A 17,390-nucleotide genomic window follows, 5' to 3' on the forward strand; every position below is an offset into this window, starting at 1 on the left:
ATTGGTAGAAGAAAATAAAACATATAAAACAGCGGAAAGAACTATTCATATTGAAGCCAGCATGAATGGTTATGCAAATACAGGAATAACTTTTTATTCGCATGATAAAGGAACAGCAAAATTACTAATTCAATTATTCAAAGGGAATGTTCCGCAAGTTTTATCTAAAGGGACTGTCGTCCCCATTCTATTGCGTTTTAAAAATGATGAAGCAGAAAGCGGAGAAGGGCGCCACTATTATAATGCGGTAATTGAAGATCCTATAAATGGGTTAGTTTCAATTATTTTAAATGATGAAACGTTATTAATTCAAGGAAATATTTATGCTAGTGTATATATTGAATTTCCTAATAATCAATCGATTGATACGGCTGGGAGATTTATTTTTTCTGTTAATAGAAGTGAAATTGATCATACTAGTGAACAAACTTCCATTTTCTTTTATTCTGGATTTAATGAAATCAATCAAAAATACTTAGAAATGTTTGAGTTGATCAATAAAGATGCAGATACGTTACAACGTCAAATGGACGAATTAGGTGAGAGCTTTCAAGAATTAGATATTTATAATAAGCCTGAAATTGATGAGAAGCTATCTGAAAAAGCATCAGTAAATCAATTTGATGATTTAGATGGTATGGTACAAAGTTTACAAAAAAATAAAGCGGATCAAACGTTTGTAGATGAACGCATTGCGAGTATTGTGTCTGGATCTCCTAAAGGAACATTTAATACACTTGAAGAATTGTGTCAAGCGTATCCTTATGGGGCATCAGGTGTCTATGTAGTTTTAAGTACAGGTCATTGGTATTCATGGAATAAAGAATGGATAGATGGTGGAGTTTATCAAAGTGAAAAGATTGGCGAACGAAAAATTGTTCCGGCTAATTTTAAAATAGATTTTGAGAATAATTTAATGGAGTTAGTAGACTATTCAACTGAATATTTTAGAGGGTTTTATTCTACTCTAGATTATGGATTTTATTCGAATGATTTATTTTGGACATTAAAGCAAAGTGTTCAAGAAGGAGATATATTGTATATTACTACAGAAATCAAGGAATCATTGTATATTTCAAAAGCGATGTTTTTTAAAGACGAAGATTGTACAATATACTTGTCTCATATTGGAGAAGTTCCTAGTACAGGTGGAGTATACGAGGATTATCAGATTTATGTTCCAGAAGGAGCTAAAGGTGTTGCAGTTAGTTCGGTATCTACTAGAATACCTAAAATAAAAAAAGCAATGTATGTGGATGCAAGAATGACAAAAGCAGAATTAGATAAAAGAACTGTTAGTTACGAGGACGTTCAAGGAGAATTAGAAGAAGGATTCTATTCTACTATAAATAAACAACTAAATATTAGCGATAAATATAAATCGTTGAAGTGTCCTGTTAATGTTGGGGAGTTATTAAAATTTACAGCAAAATGTGACACATATACGGTAGCTACTTGTGTTTTTTGGGATAAAAATGGAGAAAAGGTCAAAACTATATTTGGCGGAATAATTGATACTTATATAAATTATCCCATTGAAGTACCAGAGAATGTTACTATGGTCACAATTTCTTCTAGTAATGACGTAGCTCCCAAATTATTGAAACAAAAAATTATAAGTACGGACAATATTAATAATAATTTAAATCAATTAAATTATACGAAATCTGAAAAGAAAATGTTTATTAAGCGAAGTGAAAATTTAATAGAAATCATCAGTAAATATGATCAGGAGAATGATTTATTATTTACGTTTGGAATTGTTTCTAAAAATAAAACATGGCAAATTTCTAATTCTTATTTATTGCCCAATAAAGAAATTTATCCATCAAGTGATTTTTCAAGGAGTAAAACACTGTTGAATAAAGTATTTACTGATTATGTAGCTCCGTATCATCAATTAAGAGCTATACAAAATATTGATGGAGACAAACCGAATTCTGCAGACTATACAGGCGGTTGGCATGCTTACAATAACGATAGTGCCGGTGGTGATGAAAATACTCCTACTTCTAACGTGGAGAGCTTAAAAATATTTGTTGATAATGTTGAAGTAGATATTTCAGAGCAAATTATTGGTGGAGATGAAATAAAAATTGTTACAACTAATTTAGTTCAAGGTACCAATACTAAAAAAGCGGACGGTTCCGGACGAGCTATTTTACGTGAAAAAGTTACTTATTTAGTTGTAGGTGGGAAAATTCACGTTGAAGTTGAATTGACTGCGTTAGAACCTTTGACAATAAAAGATTATTATTTTTTACAAGCAGCTAATAGTGACAGTTATTCTAAAACATTGTTACCAGTAGATGATAACCTTTATTTGAAAGACATCACAGATTTTACTGAAGATATTTATGGAGGGATAAAAGGAGAATCTTATTGTTCAAAAATGATTATTGCAGATGATATGAATCAATTGGTTATTGGTATTGATCGAAATTTTGGATTAGGGCGTTATCAATATAATCAAGGTAAAAGCGTATGGTTTTATCGAAACTATGGAAAAGTTTATTTCAATCTCATTGCGTCAGATTCTTCTACAACAATCAAATTAGAAGAAGGCGAAAAACTATTTGCAAAAGGTTATTATATTTTTGAATCGAAAAAATAAATTTTTAAGCGTACTCTTTCGAGTGCGCTTTTTTGAATGGAGGAAATCTAATGAATACTTTAAATGTCATTTTCGATTTGTTTTATAAACAGTTACAAAAGATGGCGGAAGATCATAGTTGGACAGTAGGGCTTGTTGCAGGAGTTGGAGTGAGTATCCCTGCTTGGGTATTTTCGGATTGTTGGACGATTTCGCATACGTTGTTAGTTGTTATTCTATTGCTTGTTTTGATTATGGATTGGTTGGCAGGTTCAAGACTGTCCAAAAAATCAAAAGTAATGCGAAATCAAACTAATGTAGCGATTGATTCTGTCATAAGGGACGGGATGATATTAGTTTTTTGTTTTTTAGGTTTTTTACTGGATCGGGAGTTGAATAGTCATTCAATCATATTTGCTAGCTTAACATTTGCGTTCATTTATCATAATTTACGTTCTGTTGTAGCGAATTTTATTGCTTTAGGATGGGATCGTTGGATACCTTTGTGGTTGTTTAATCCTGTTTTGAAATGGATTCACGATGAGCTACATGCAAAAGTAGATAAATATTTTCCAGAAGTAAATTCAAAAGGAGATGATGAAAAATGACGTTGAACGGTATTGATATATCAAGCTTCCAATCGGGTATTGACTTATCTTCTGTTCCTGCAGATTTTGTTTTTATCAAAGCAACTGGTGGAACGGGATATGTTAATCCTGATTGTGATAGGGCTTTTCAGCAAGCACTGAAAGCAGGGAAAAAATTAGGTGTTTACCATTTTGCCCATGAACAAGGTTATCAAGGAACCGCTGAACAGGAAGCAGAATTTTTCTTAAAGAATATTCAAGGATATATCGGGAAAGCTATTTTGATGCTGGACTGGGAAAGCGATAATAGCGGGGATATAGCCTGGGCGAAACGATGGTTAGATTATGTACAAGCAAAAACAGGGATTAAGCCATTAATTTATATGAGTACGAGTGTTTTAGCAACATATGATTTTAGTTGTATTCGTAACGCAGATTATGGGTTATGGTTAGCTTCATATCCTAATATGAATCCGACTGGTTATCGAAAGCCTAGCCCACCAAATGGTGGAGAATGGGGAACAAATGTAGCAATGTACCAATATACTTCTAATGGTAGATTAGATAATTGGAATGGTTCATTGGATTTAGATATATTTTATGGAGATAAGGCTGCATGGGATGCCTATGCAAAAGCAAAAACATCTAAAGCCCCAAAAAAACAAAGGATGCCGTCTGACCATAATAAAGCAGTTGCAGAGAGCAAGGCAGTTCATCAAGGAAATGCATGGGGAAAACTTGAATTCTTCAATTTTGTCTCAAAAAATAAACTTCGCGTGGCTGGTTGGTTAGTGCCAGATAAACCAGAAGGACCAATAGGTAAGTATGCGGAAGTCTTAATCATGAAACATGGTACAACTAAAGAAATCACTCGTATAGCTTCGCAAGGCATCAAACGTCCTGATGTGAAGAAAAACTATGGATACAAAGGTGGCGACGCGTTAGGAATGGATGTCACAGTGGATTTAAGCTGGGTGAAAAAAGGTACGAAAATCGATGTCATTTTCCGTCGTTGTAATCAATTAAATGGTGAAGGTATGGTGAACGATGTGCGTATATCCAATATTTATTTAACTTTATAACAAAAAAATGGACAATTTAAGGAATAAGGCATGTTAGTATTTTCTCGTTGTCGTGTGAGTCCATTCAAATCATTACCACAATCTAGTAAACTACTCATGCGACAACTTCAGATTTTGGGACTTTTTTCTATCTTTGGTTGTTGTCACGAAGATGTAAGAATCCTCTTTTAGCATTTCGTGGCAACAATTTGTACCCTTAGCTCAGTTGGTCAGAGCAGACGGCTCATAACCGTCCGGTCGTAGGTTCGATTCCTACAGGGTACATATAGTAATTAAGTTAGTTCTATGCTAGAATTTTTTTGAAGGATATCATACAAATCGATGGTTATTTTTCATTGCTACTCTTTTGAGTAGCTTTTTCTCTGTCATATATGTATAAGACAGAGGGGGCAAAAAAGGGGCAAAAAACTCTTACTAGTCCGTTCTAGCCTAATATTTTTAAGTATTATCAACGTTGTTTTTCCTTGATATAATGGGATTTTTGTCCAGTGCGTACAAGCTAAAAACATTTGTCTTGATGGGCGGTATGATGTAAGAAAAGCACCTTGCTTATCTAGCGTAGCCCATTATTTGAGAAAGATAGATAAAAAGTAGAAAAGGAAGCGAAATACTTCCTTTTCTACTTTTTTTGTATACTCATTCATAATAAGTGTTATTTAAATGGTATCATTTGCTTTTGCGAGTAGTTGGAAACTATACTATTTATAAAGGATTATGCATATTTTTTGCATTCGCATAGTTATTTATTTTATCTGATAAAAACAGATAGCCAGATAGGAATAACTATGCTATATTTATAATATCATTATAATGTATGCGTATTCAAAAAAGGAGCTTCGGTAACAATAAAAACAGGAGGAGAAAAAATGAATGGATTAATGAGTTGGATGGAGAAGTATATTTTGCCAGTTGCAACGAAAATCGGGTCGGAGAAACACTTGGTTGCATTGAGAGATGCTTTTATTGGTACGATGCCAGCTACGATGGCAGGAGCAATTGCTGTTTTACTGAACGCATTTATGCGGGATTTTCCGAATACGTATCTAGGTGAAGGGAATGCAATCACGACATTTTTTACCCCAGTCATTGGCGTAAATGGATTGATCTGGAATGGTACTTTAGCTATTATGGCAGTGGTCTTTGCCTTATCACTAGGAGCGAATCTAGCGAAAGCCTATGAGGTCGATCCTGTCTCAGGAAGTATTGTTTCTCTGGTTGCTTTTATTATCGGCTTACCCGATGCAGCAACAGCGGTGTTGACATTGCCCGAGAAGCTTTCGCAAGACGCAGCAGATTTGATTACTTCTGCAGGTGGTGTGATTGCTGGAACGCCAGACGGAGGACAAACGTTATCAGTAGGCGCATGGGGCTATTTTAATTTTGGTAAATATATGGGTGGGTCTGGTTTGTTCACTGCTATGATCTTTGGATTTATTTCTGTCATTATTTTTGCGATTCTGATCAAGAAAAAGATCATCATACGGATGCCGGATTCTGTGCCACCTGCTGTAGCAAGAGCTTTTGCGGCAATTATTCCTGCATTAGTTTCTTTATACGTCGTTGGAGTGATTAATTATATCTTTAGACAAACAGCTGGCGAGCCGCTGATTGACTGGATTTCTGAAGCCATCCAATCTCCTTTGATGAACTTGTCACAAGGTTACGGAGCGGTCTTTATCATTGTTCTTCTTGTGCATGTTCTTTGGTTTTTTGGTCTTCACGGCACAAATATCATGTCACCTGTTTTGCAGACCTTATATGGTACCGCGATGGTCGAAAACACGAATGCCTTTCAAAATAATGAACCCATTCCTTTCAAATGGGTGGCAGGTTCTTTTGAAGCTTTTGTCTGGCCGGGGGGAGCTGGAGTCACGCTGGTGTTGATCGTTATGATTTTATTTTTATCTAAACGGGCAGATTATAAAACGGTAGGAAAGTTGGGGCTTGCACCAGGAATCTTCAATATCAATGAACCAGTGATGTTTGGTCTTCCTGTTGTGTTGAATCCGCTGTTGATGATTCCGTTCATCTTGGCACCTCTTGCGACTGCAACGATCGCCTATTTTGCCACGATGGCTGGGCTTGTTCGTCCGGTTGTAGTAAATGTGATCTGGGTCATGCCAACGATCATCAGTGGATTTTTAGCTACTGCGGGAGATTGGCGAGCCATCGTTTTAACGATCATTAATTTAATAGTAGCTGCTTTGATCTGGGCGCCATTTATTTTAGCAGCAAACCGCTTAGATCCAAATTTAGGTGAACTAGAGGAATAGAACTTTTCTATTGCAAAACAAACTCCTTGATATGAGACGCGTTTCATACACTATACTCAAAGTATCAAAAGGAGGGCTTGCAATGAATACCTATGTAGAGATAACAGATGGCACAACGAACAATTATTTTTATGCGTTTGTCGAGTTTAAGGGTTCCATATTAACGTTGTACAGTTTTCAAGGGCTGAATAAGAATATAGTAAAAGAAATACCGATGAATGAAATCGAAACGTTGACAAAAGATATATATTGGGGTGGCCAGCGGATCAGCTTTTCTCATGATGGAAAAATGTATCAGTTTTTTGAATGCGGTCCAGCTGTGGTAGACTATTTACAAGAAAATCTTTTTGTATAGGTGGCGAAGCAGCAGTGGCAAATATTCGAGATATCGCAAAGCTCACAGGTTATTCAGTTTCTACTATTTCACGTGTGATCAATGGACATCCATATGTAGATGAGGAAAAAAGGAAAGAAATACTTGCGGTCATGAAAGAAGTCGATTATATCCCTAATGCAAAAGCCAGACAGTTGAGTTATGGAAAAACGAAAAGTATCGGAGTAATCTTGCCTTATACCAACCATCCGTACTTTGATCAGCTGATCAGTGGGATCATTGAAGAGGCGTTTGATTATGATTACAAAGTGACGCTTTTACCGACGGGTTATCAGAAAGAAAAAGAGCGAAGCTATCTTGAAGAATTTGCAGCTAAAGCGTTCGATGGTTTGATCATCACATCTCGTGCCAATACACTAGAAGATTTGCTAGATTATCAAAAATATGGTCCTCTAGTTTTTTGTGAAGAAATCAAGGAAAAACAGGCAAGTTGCGTCTTTATTGATCGAGAACAATCGATTACAGAAGGTCTTTCTTATTTGAAGCAGCAAGGGGTAAAACGATTGGGCATCACATTGGGGCGAAGTGGCAGGCTGAGTTATAATTCAAAGATCACTTTGCAACTATGTCGTCGACTTTTTCCATTTTTTGATGAGTCACTTGTTTTTTGGGATTGCATAGATGCAGAGAAAGGAAAACAAGCAGGTATCTTTTTTAAAGATCATAGAGTTGATGGGGTCTTTACAAATTCGGATATGGTCGCAGCAGGCATCTTGCAAAGCTATCTGCAAGATAAGACACCAGTGGTGATTGGACGCGATAATTTGCTGATCAGCGAGCTTCTTGGCTTTCCAACGATCGATCACCATCTGGAAGCTTGCGGAGAAATGGCTTTTCAATTGTTTCTTACAGAAAAAAAGGATAAAGTGAAAATACCTTATACGTTTATTCAGCGCTGAATTTTGGCAAAACACTTGTAAAAAATGAATCAGACACCAAATGTTAGTATAAAAAATCTAACTTTGGTGTCTGATGTTTTGTTGTTCGGTCGTTTTTGTCGGATCATGTAAACTGCTATGCCTTTTTTTGGATGATTTCATTTAATGCTTTCGCTGCACCTTGACCACTTCGTTCGTCATAATATGCAGTGAATCGTTCATCGGCTTCGTACATCATCCCTAATCCTTTATGCGCTTCTGGCTGATATTCAGACCAGCTGTAAGATAGCCACTTCTTATGAGCTTGAAAGATGCGATCTGCTAAGTTTTCATCTGCAGAGGCTTGTAAATAAAGAGTGAGATCAGCTAACATCTGCTTTTCAACAGTTTGCATTTCTTCATACATTTCTTTATCCATATTCATCCATTTTTCGTTGGATGCTGTAACCTTTTCTTCCCCGTATTTTTGTCGAATCTCTTGTCCATAAGTTTCTTCATTTTCTTTCAATTTTTGTTGTTTGAACCCTTCAAATTTTTCTTTATCACTCATTTTTCTTCCTCCTTCGTACCTATCAAGTGTTTGTTGGACAGTTGCCAAGAGGATGTCGATTTGTGCCCGTTTTTCTAGAAGCATCTGCTGATGTTCGATTAAAGCTTTCTGGTGGTCAAAATGCGGATTATCTAAGATTTCTTGAATATCCTCCAACTTGAATGCCAACGTTCGATAAAATAAGATATGTTGCAGACGATCGACTTCTTTTTTGCCATAAATCCGATAGCCTGAGGAATTGATCCTAGCTGGCTTTAGCAGTCCAATCTCATCATAAAAGCGCAAGGTTCTCGGACTGACTCCCGATATCTCTGACATTTTCTTTATCGTGTATTCCATTATTTTTCCTCCTGACAAATGTAAGCATAATCCTTTACGTAACGAGAAGGTCAAGAAAAAAGTGTATTTTTTTCTCATGAAATTATGTTATACTATTAAGTGATAAAAGGTAAATCCTTTTGTTTTTTAAGGTTCAATTGTAACCGATTCCTTCATGTTGGGGACGACGGGGAATATATATGGGATTGAATCTAAATCGACTATATAGAAAAGAGGAATGAGATGAAGCTAATCGAAACACCTGTGAATAGTAATTTAAATATTAAGACATTTTATCCTAAAGTAGTAGAATTCTTTTTTGGGAATACGGCCATTAATTATTACAAATTATTTTCGTTAGATCGGACACAGTTGCTGCTAGTGGACACATATGACAAAAAGCAAGTTGTGATGATCAATACGAAGAAAAAAATCACAAGGCAAGAAATCGACTATGCGATTCATCACGTTTTAAAAATGACACGGGAAGATGTCAAAGTCCATATAGGAGTGAAACAGGAGCTGGAACGTGCCGGAATACAATTCAAACGTCCAAATAAAGATATTGTAGTTGTCGAACAAAAAAATACGATGGCTTGATGTCCTAATTTATGCTAAACCGCTCCATACTTATGATGTATACAGCAAAAAGAGGTTGTGAAAAAGCTGTTCTGCATCAAGTAATAAGAACAGCCAAACAAAAATAGTTCGTCATATTTTTTGTTTGGTTGGGCTTATTACCGCAGATGCAAGCTTTTGAGCACCGTTTAAGGAAGAGGTTGTGAAATCAGCGTTTTGACCTGAGTATTAGAGAAACAAACGGTAAAATAGTTCCTCATATTTTGCCGTTTGTTGAGCTAATACCGAAGGTCAGCTGATGGAACACCGTTTAAGGAAGAGGTTGTGAAAAAGTCGCTTAGTTTCGAGTATTAAGAAAAATTTTGTGAAAATGGCTTTCTACATTTTTGCATAAATTTGGCTTAATACCGAGAAACTGGCTTTTGAACACCGTTTACCAAGAGGTCGTGAGCCTGCCGTTCAGCTCCGAGTCACAAGAAACAATTTCAAAAAACAGCTTCTTATGTTTTATGGATATTGTGACTTGTGACCGAGGAGTTGGCAGGAGAACACCGTTTATTCGGAAAAAAGGGAATGTGACAGACTTTTGTCGCAGCCCTTTTTTGCGATTCAATTATACGAACAGTTGTGGTTTAATTGACGGCAGCTTTTTTCTTTCAGGTCTTTTTAAAAGCAAGTGAAACTTCTTATTTTCATGAGCTTTTTTCAATTCAAGGTACAACTTGACATAATCTGTCTTTCCTTCCAAAAAATTCACTACATAATAACTTGTATCCGTTTCTTTGGGCATAAGATGTACAGAAGAGACGATCAGAAAATCAATGGGTTGTATTTCTTCATAGGATAATTCCTTCAGTTCGATAAAGGACAAGTCTTTTAAAAAATTCTTGATATCTTGGGTAAAAAAATAATTTGTTTCCATCACTAAAGAAACTTGTAACTTAGTTGAATTTTCATTGTCCTCGCAACATTGCAAAGTCAGCCATGCAAATATTTCAGCTAAATCGTTACAGCAAATAGAAAGCCATTGATAATTATGTCGCCGCCCCATCTTATTCAAGAAAAAGGTAAAATGCTCTTTTAAATAGTAATAACTTGAAGACTTCTTTTTATGAAAGTAATTCATTAGAAAGAAGAGTGTCGGTACACGCTTTGGAAAAAGATAATAACAAAAAAGAATATTAAATAAATGGAGGTGAACAATTTGATTGTGTTGAAAAACACGGTCATCAGGAAAAATCTCAGTTTGCCAATAATTGTCAAGTTCTTTCAATAAGGAAGAAAGCAGCTGTCCTTTTTTGTCGAATATGTCTAAAGCTTCATTAAGAGTAGGCTTCTCATATTGAAAGGTCGGTGCATAAAACACCATAAATTGTGCAAAACGAAATTCACTATCTTGATGAGAGGCGGGAATAGAAAAATGTTCACCAAAAAGGCATTTTATTCGATGATCATTACTAAAAACTGCTTCGCTATAGCGAGGGTCATCCTCTACATAGTGACCTTGTGCAATCCGCTGAGTGGTAATCCCAGCAAAAAGACAAACTTCTTTTTTTCCTACGAAACTCCAATTTAAAGATGTATGCTTAGTAAGTTCAGCCAATTTTTTTAATAACTCAGATTTTGAGACGTAAAAAGCATAATCTTCATTTCCGCGAGAAGCTGCCCAAAGAATATTGAATAATATCAAGCGAATCAAGCGTTCGTCTCCTTTGAAAGATAATTGGCTGCGATTAAAAATGACATCGAATTCCTGTACATAATCGGCTAATGACTGCAGATGCCGCATAGCAGAAGCACGACTAATGAAATTTTCTTGGCAGAATTCCATCAGATTTTTCTCTGGATAGAAAAGAGAAGATTTGATCGCGCGATAAGGGAGGCTCTGCTGGATAAGATAGGAATAATAATAATCATAGTTTAAATCAATTGGCAGATTCTGATTGATCTTGTTTTTTGACAATAATTTGAATCCAGAAAAGCAAAAGTCATCAAATTCATTCTCCATTTCATTCAATATATTTTTTACGACACTAGAAGATAAATCAAGTTTTTTACTGATTTCTTTGATAGTTAATTCATGTTGCTCCTCCAATAGATGAAAAATTGCTAACTTGCGGCGTTCTTTCTGGGTAAACACAATATTGAAAAACATAGGACCTCCTTTTTGATTGCTTATTTCTTTAAATAATTAAAAATACAAATATTTTATAAACTATTATTCAATTCCAGATCATTTCTAGATACCTCTTCATTTTTCTTTATATCCACTTAAATTATATTTTCCTCATTTTTTTTGGTTTTATTCCCATTTTATTGTCTCAAATTTGATCGATAAATACAATTTATTTGAGAAAACACTCCCATTATTTATGGGTTAATGTTTTTTATTAAGTTTATTTCTACCTTTTATTATGGATTTAATGGCTGTTTACGGTATTTTTTTTGTTATTATATTTTTTAACAACCTCTTTCTAATCTATTTGCAATCTTATTTTAATTAAGTTAAATTTTAGTTGTCGGATAAAAGATGAGAACGACTATATCGGAGCTTTTTGAAAAAATCTCACTAATATTCAAGAAGGGGAAGAGAGGAAATGAAAAAAACGAAAACTGTCTCACATTATGGCAGTGTAGTTTTTATGGTTGCTGTCCTATTTTTATCGCAACTTGCGGGACTGTCGCAAATCGCTTTTGCCAAGACTGAGTCTGAAAAAGTAGTAGCTGATGAACATGCGAACATTGTGATCGATTACGAAATGGATGAGGAACTGAAGCAGATACAATGGAGTATGACATATGAGAAGCATGCAAAAGATGAAGCTGAATATCAAATGCAATTTAAGCTGGAAATAGTTGAACACGAAGGATTATTACTGAGAGAAAGCATTCAGGAAATCGAACGAACCTTTGGAAAAGTAGGACCAGTTGATGAGGAATGGTACTACGCAGGTGATTTTTCTTCAGAGAATGAGAGAATTGAAATCGTTTTTAAAACCCTCATAGTAGAAGAATACAATCAATACCATCTAAAAATTACGCCAAGACTAATGAAACAAACAGGAGATGAATTAGAAGAGATATTCATCGGTGACCAGACAGAGTACGTAGTCGCAGTCGATTTATCGGAAAATACTGCCGTACCTGAAATAAATGGGGAGCCTACTGAGATTTCTGATAAGCCAGAAGCATCAAGAGAAGAACCAGTGGAAGAAGCTCAAACAGAAGCGGAAGAAGTTGAAAACTATGCCGCTCCCAGTATATTAGATCCCAATTTGAATGGTGCTTTTGCAGATGCTATTCCTTTAAATCACTTGTTTGCAAGACCAAGTCATATTTTCACACTTGCACCTAATGTCGCAACATTAGATCAAGACTACCGATTAAGTTATATGACGCCTTCAAATTTGAGTTCATTGCTATATAACAGAGGGCATATGGTTTCAACAAGTTCTAATAGGATTGATTTTACGAACATGTCTACGGATATCGGATTTACAAGTTATCTCTATTTTGATGAAGATACAGAGGGAATCACGTTCTTTCTTCATGATGGGAATCCTACTAATTTGTTTTTCAGCAGACGGGGTATCTACAATATGTATGATCCTACAGCAGGGCATTCACCTAAGTCATTAGGAGCGTATTATCACCCAGACCTTTTGACAGGTATAGCTCCTATTGATAAGTATATAGCGAATGGAATGATTCTTGAATTCGATAATAAAATTTCTACTGGCCCTCTTCTAAATATCAATGCATTAGGAGATCGAGAATTCTCTGGTGCCCATATTGCAGCAGCGCCTTCAGGTAGTCCGACTACTAAATCTTTTAAAAAAGACTTTGGCATAAACAGTGAATTTTCGACTAACAGCTGGTGGAAATTGGATATCAACATTACCCCAGCAGGGATGCTTACCTTTACAATGGAGGATCTGCGCCCAACAGGAGGATATGGCATAACAGAAGGCACCATCAATATCAATGACTATTTTACCAATCTTCCATCGAAGAAACTATACTGGGGATTCACTGCGACTGCTGAATTTTCTCTTCTTAGTCCTCGTGCAGATGCAGCAATCTTTTTAACCAATCCACGATTTGAGGTCCAAGGGGAATTGGTGCATGAAATTACAACGCAAGAGCAAGGCGTGACGGTGAATGTGAATGGCAAAAAAATCCCTATCAATACAGAATTGGAACACGCAGTTACATTTTACAACGAAGAAGGCGATGGTAGTATCTTCCTTAATCCTAGCGAAGATAATGGCATCACTATCTTGACTTCTGATGAAGAAGAAAGCAAATCCAATCCTTTTGAGTTTACTGAATTAATCTTATCAGAAGATGGCTATCAACCATATTTTACGTATCAAGAACTAGATAGTAACGGTGAAAATGCTACAAGAATAGATGTAAATGCTTTTTATGATTCATCCACCCAGCGCTTTTATCCAGAGGAAGCTATCGAGATTCCTATAGGAACAGAAGTGACGTTGCATTACAAAACAAAAGTAAAATCAGAGTTTCAAGGGCTTGAATATCATAACGTCTATGAGCGGGTAGAATTTATTGGAAGAACAGGCACTACAACCGGTGAGTATTATCATGCTCAAGTCGAACATGCAGTTGAATACGAGATCCAGCGTGAACCTAACCACCCACCAGAAATTGACAACTTACGAACGACAAATGAAGTGTTTGGCGAAAAAAATACATTTATTGATTTTCAAGATCCGTTCCATTTTACATTTGATTATCTTGATCCAGACTTAGATCGTTTGTATTACAGCGTATGGATCAATGATGAGTTATTGATTGAAAATCAGATAATCACAGATGCAGAAGAAGAATTCAAAATGCATCAATCACGAGGGTTCAAAATCGATCTAAAAGATTCAGAAGGTGTTTTCAAACTAGGAGAAAATACAATCAAGCTCACCCTTACTGATAATCGACCTATCAATGATGAGATCACTTATCTAGAGCTAAATGGAACCTTCACTGTTGAAGGATTTATCGGATTTGAATTCGTGACAGAAGAATACAGCTGGAAGTATGCTCGATCACAATTGCCAATGAAGAGACAAGCACAAGCTCGTGAGGAAGGGATGCGTGTTGTTACTAGAAACACGTTGAATACATCGGATTCATATAGAGTGACCGTATCCGCTGAAGAACTAAATCATGTGGATATGCAACATGCGATTAGTGAAGAGTATCTTGTGTTCAAAAATGAATGGGGAGAAATCGCACTTTCTGCTTTAACGCTTGAGATTGACAAAAAGTATGAATTTTCGGAGGAAGAAGGGCTATTGCTGCGGCTAAACAATCAAGAGGCGTTAGGCGTATATTCTGGAACGATCACGTGGAAAATTGAAGATGTGTTATAGCAAGAAGCTAGCTTTGAAAGGGGGGATCGTATGGCTGGCTAGATACTAGAAAAAAAGTGGAAAGGAGAAAACAATGAAATCAAAAACCCGATACTGGATGATTTCTGTTCTTCTTCTACTCCTGTTCTCGTTATCGATGCCAGTGGTGAATGCTGCTACCCAAGCTGGTGAAACGCATGCAGTCATAGAAATCAATGAACGGGAGATAGGAAAGCAGACTGAAAAGGGAGAAGAAAAACAGAAAAGCAGTTTTCCAGAGGCAAATGAAGCAAAGGCAGGATTGATTTCATTTGTTGGGACGCTGTTGATTATCGGCGTTATTTTAGTCTATCGTCATCAAATACGTGGAGGCGAAAAACATGAAAAATAGATTTTCGCTAGCGTTATGGAGTGCATTATTCATAGGAATGTTTAGCTGTTCTTCTGCTGTTCACGGACAGACCGAGGGCACGACTTCTCTGAAAATCGTTCCTTTGAATGAACAATTTCCACGGATGCTATACATTGATGATTTACTGTTCGTATCTCGCTATACAGATGAACACAATCAAATCCATCGAGAGAGCAACGATTTATCGATTACCTTTCTTGATTCTCGAAAAGAGAGCACAAAATGGCAACTACAACTGAAAACAGAAGACTTCCGTTGTAAAAAAGATGGCCATCTTTTGACTGCCGATTATCAATTAGGCAGAGGAATGTTCAGCGGAAAGAACGAAGAAGCAGTCGAAGGATTGGAAGCTTTCGAATATGATCACCAAGATGCAGGAAAAGAGTATCGTACGATCATCCAGTCAACAGGAAATAAAGAACGTGGAATCGTTACATATACGATTCCTGGCGAGCAGTCAACACTCTCTTTTCCTGAGGGGACATCTAGTGGTCATTACTACTCGAAACATTATTGGCGATTTGTGAATGCAGAATTTTGATGAGAAAAAAAGGAGGACAAAAAATGAAAAAATTAGCAGGGGTTTTAAGTACAAGTGCGATGTTATTTACATGTTTTGCACCAGCAGTCATGGCAGCAGAATTTGATGAACCAATGGATGGAACGACCAGAGTGGAGATTACTGACTTTTTAGTAGAGGATGGACTTCCAACTTATCCAGGGATTTTTACACTAGATTCTGTTCCTGATATCGATTTTGGTGAACATACGGTTGCGCAAATCAGCGCAAACACAACTGTCAATGGTACTTTTGATGGCGCATTGCAAGCTTCCGATTTTCGTCCGCTAGAAGCCAGCAAAACAGAAGCTTTAGAATTGATCAGCGAATACACTGGTGTTGAAGATACAACAGAGCTGGCAGCAGCTTGGGAGAATGCTGCAGTTGCGGGAGACTGGGTATTGACAGTCAGTGCAACAAACTTAACAGATGATATTGCTTCTGCTCTTACGATCAATGGAGAAAATGTATTAGAATCTGCAACAACTCTTCCGATATCTTATGTTTCCGGTACATTTGATCATATAAATGAGCTCACATCAGAAGCGCCAACACTAACAGTCAAAGCGAATACACCGGTTGGAGAGTATACTGGGACAGTTACTTACACAGCAGTGGATTCTATCTAACAGCAGTATTTCAAGTAAAATAATTTGTTTTACTTGAAAACAACCGCAAAAGGATGGAGCGGATAAGCTAACTCCATCCTTTTTACATAAAATGGAGGGATGAAAAGTGAGACGACATTTAGTATTGGTTTTGATAACTTTGTTAATACCGCTAGTTTTTCCTGGAATCGTCGTTTTTGCTGATGAAAATCATGGAGCAGACTATAGCGTCCATCCTATTTTACCGGACAATCAGCGAGAAGGACGTTCATTCTTTGATTTACGAGTAGAACCTGGAACAAAACAGACACTACAGATCCAGATCAATAATTTTTCTGATCAGGAGCAAACGTATTTTATCAATGTCAATACAGCTCAGACAAACGGAAACATAGTGATTGACTACGGACAAAATGAATTACCAGAGGAGTCAATCGTTCAGCAACCCATCTGCGCATTGGTCGATTATCCAAAAGAAGCAGTGATCCCAGGGAATAAAGCAGGAGTCGTTACTTTAGAAGTGCAAGCACCTGATACTTCCTTTGATGGAATCTTATTAGGCGGGATCCAAGTGAAAAAAGATTTTTCAGCTGAAAAAGAAGAAAGTAATCAGCCTTTTTTTAGCGAATACGCTTATGTGGTTGGGTTGATGATGAGCGCAAATGACAAGGAAGTTGTGCCGGATCTGAAGTTGAATGAGGTACGTTCCGAAGTGATCACCAACAATGCTGGTGTGGTTGCTGTGCTAGAAAATCCTCAACCAATCAATATCAAGGGAGTGACCGTTGAAGCAACTGTTCATTCAAAAGGACGGGAAGAACCGATAATGACACGAAAAATCGAAAATGGTGGTATTGCTCCTGAATCAGTTTTTGCTATGCCTATTTATCATGGGGAAGCTGGAAATACGAAACCTTTAGAATCGGGGGATTATCAACTTTTAGTCGAAGCACAAGATGAGACAGGGCAAAAGTGGTTGCTGACAAAAGACTTTACGATTACGAAAGAACAAGCAAACTCAGTCAATCATGAGGTTTTTACTGTAGAAAATAATACAAATTCTTTGTTGTATATCATTATCGGGGCCCTAGCAGCAGTTCTTTTAGTCGGTGGTTTCTATGTATATCGCAGAGGAAAGAAATTCCGCAGAAGGTGATTCATATCGAACATTAAGTGAAATCTGGT

Annotated in this window: 14 protein-coding genes and 1 tRNA gene; 13 read left to right on the plus strand and 2 right to left on the minus strand. The window is 36.6% G+C overall.

The features are described 5' to 3' along the window. Window position 1 precedes the first annotated feature (1 nt). From AB3I00_RS09910 to AB3I00_RS09940, 7 genes are all read left to right on the plus strand, one after another. Entirely contained in the window at window positions 2–2,614 is a 2,613-nt protein-coding gene (locus AB3I00_RS09910) for a BppU family phage baseplate upper protein (RefSeq protein WP_368025145.1), read from the plus strand. Between the two features lie 50 nt (window positions 2,615–2,664). Continuing rightward, entirely contained in the window at window positions 2,665–3,201 is a 537-nt protein-coding gene (locus tag AB3I00_RS09915) for a phage holin family protein (protein WP_368025146.1), read from the plus strand. After that, window positions 3,198–4,262 (plus strand): GH25 family lysozyme, encoded by a 1,065-nt coding sequence (locus tag AB3I00_RS09920; protein WP_368025147.1) that lies wholly within the window; start codon window positions 3,198–3,200, stop codon window positions 4,260–4,262. The genes AB3I00_RS09915 and AB3I00_RS09920 overlap by 4 nt, the downstream gene beginning before the upstream one ends. A gap of 190 nt (window positions 4,263–4,452) precedes the next feature. Next, window positions 4,453–4,526, plus strand: a tRNA-Ile gene (locus AB3I00_RS09925). A gap of 602 nt (window positions 4,527–5,128) precedes the next feature. Continuing rightward, complete coding sequence (locus AB3I00_RS09930; protein ID WP_368025148.1) at window positions 5,129–6,535, plus strand: PTS sugar transporter subunit IIC; 1,407 nt, start codon at window positions 5,129–5,131, stop codon at window positions 6,533–6,535. A gap of 82 nt (window positions 6,536–6,617) precedes the next feature. Then, window positions 6,618–6,890, plus strand: a complete 273-nt coding sequence (locus AB3I00_RS09935) for a hypothetical protein (protein WP_002293626.1) — start codon at window positions 6,618–6,620, stop codon at window positions 6,888–6,890. Window positions 6,891–6,904: 14 nt separating this feature from the next. After that, complete coding sequence (locus tag AB3I00_RS09940) at window positions 6,905–7,828, plus strand: LacI family DNA-binding transcriptional regulator (RefSeq protein ID WP_002293627.1); 924 nt, start codon at window positions 6,905–6,907, stop codon at window positions 7,826–7,828. 115 nt (window positions 7,829–7,943) lie between these two features. Here AB3I00_RS09940 and AB3I00_RS09945 read toward each other — a convergent pair whose 3' ends face one another. Then, window positions 7,944–8,696 (minus strand): MerR family transcriptional regulator, encoded by a 753-nt coding sequence (locus tag AB3I00_RS09945; protein ID WP_368025149.1) that lies wholly within the window; start codon window positions 8,694–8,696, stop codon window positions 7,944–7,946. A gap of 222 nt (window positions 8,697–8,918) precedes the next feature. Here AB3I00_RS09945 and AB3I00_RS09950 point away from each other — a divergent pair, with 222 nt between their 5' ends. Continuing rightward, window positions 8,919–9,275, plus strand: coding sequence for a DUF1827 family protein (locus tag AB3I00_RS09950; RefSeq protein ID WP_070770128.1), 357 nt, complete (start codon window positions 8,919–8,921; stop codon window positions 9,273–9,275). 592 nt (window positions 9,276–9,867) lie between these two features. On the opposite strand, the gene AB3I00_RS09955 is transcribed toward AB3I00_RS09950, so the two are convergent. After that, on the minus strand, window positions 9,868–11,409 hold the full coding sequence (locus AB3I00_RS09955; protein ID WP_070703947.1) for a helix-turn-helix domain-containing protein: 1,542 nt from the start codon (window positions 11,407–11,409) through the stop codon (window positions 9,868–9,870). Window positions 11,410–11,851: 442 nt separating this feature from the next. Between AB3I00_RS09955 and AB3I00_RS09960 the strand changes: the two genes are divergently transcribed. The 5 genes from AB3I00_RS09960 to AB3I00_RS09980 all read left to right on the plus strand — a co-directional run bounded on the left by AB3I00_RS09960 (window position 11,852) and on the right by AB3I00_RS09980 (window position 17,361). After that, on the plus strand, window positions 11,852–14,647 hold the full coding sequence (locus tag AB3I00_RS09960) for a hypothetical protein (protein WP_368025150.1): 2,796 nt from the start codon (window positions 11,852–11,854) through the stop codon (window positions 14,645–14,647). Window positions 14,648–14,720: 73 nt separating this feature from the next. Continuing rightward, window positions 14,721–15,017 carry a hypothetical protein gene (locus AB3I00_RS09965; RefSeq protein ID WP_002293634.1) on the plus strand — a complete coding sequence of 99 codons (297 nt, stop codon included), beginning with the start codon at window positions 14,721–14,723 and terminating at the stop codon, window positions 15,015–15,017. After that, window positions 15,007–15,579 (plus strand): hypothetical protein, encoded by a 573-nt coding sequence (locus AB3I00_RS09970; RefSeq protein WP_002293635.1) that lies wholly within the window; start codon window positions 15,007–15,009, stop codon window positions 15,577–15,579. The genes AB3I00_RS09965 and AB3I00_RS09970 overlap by 11 nt, the downstream gene beginning before the upstream one ends. Window positions 15,580–15,602: 23 nt before the next feature. Continuing rightward, window positions 15,603–16,226 (plus strand): hypothetical protein, encoded by a 624-nt coding sequence (locus AB3I00_RS09975; RefSeq protein WP_368025151.1) that lies wholly within the window; start codon window positions 15,603–15,605, stop codon window positions 16,224–16,226. A 106-nt stretch (window positions 16,227–16,332) separates the two neighbouring features. Further along, window positions 16,333–17,361 (plus strand): DUF916 and DUF3324 domain-containing protein, encoded by a 1,029-nt coding sequence (locus AB3I00_RS09980; RefSeq protein WP_002293637.1) that lies wholly within the window; start codon window positions 16,333–16,335, stop codon window positions 17,359–17,361. The last annotated feature ends 29 nt before the right edge of the window (window positions 17,362–17,390 follow it).

Source organism: Enterococcus sp. C76 (assembly GCF_040886985.1).
GTDB classification, from domain to species: Bacteria; Bacillota; Bacilli; order Lactobacillales; family Enterococcaceae; genus Enterococcus_B; species Enterococcus_B lactis.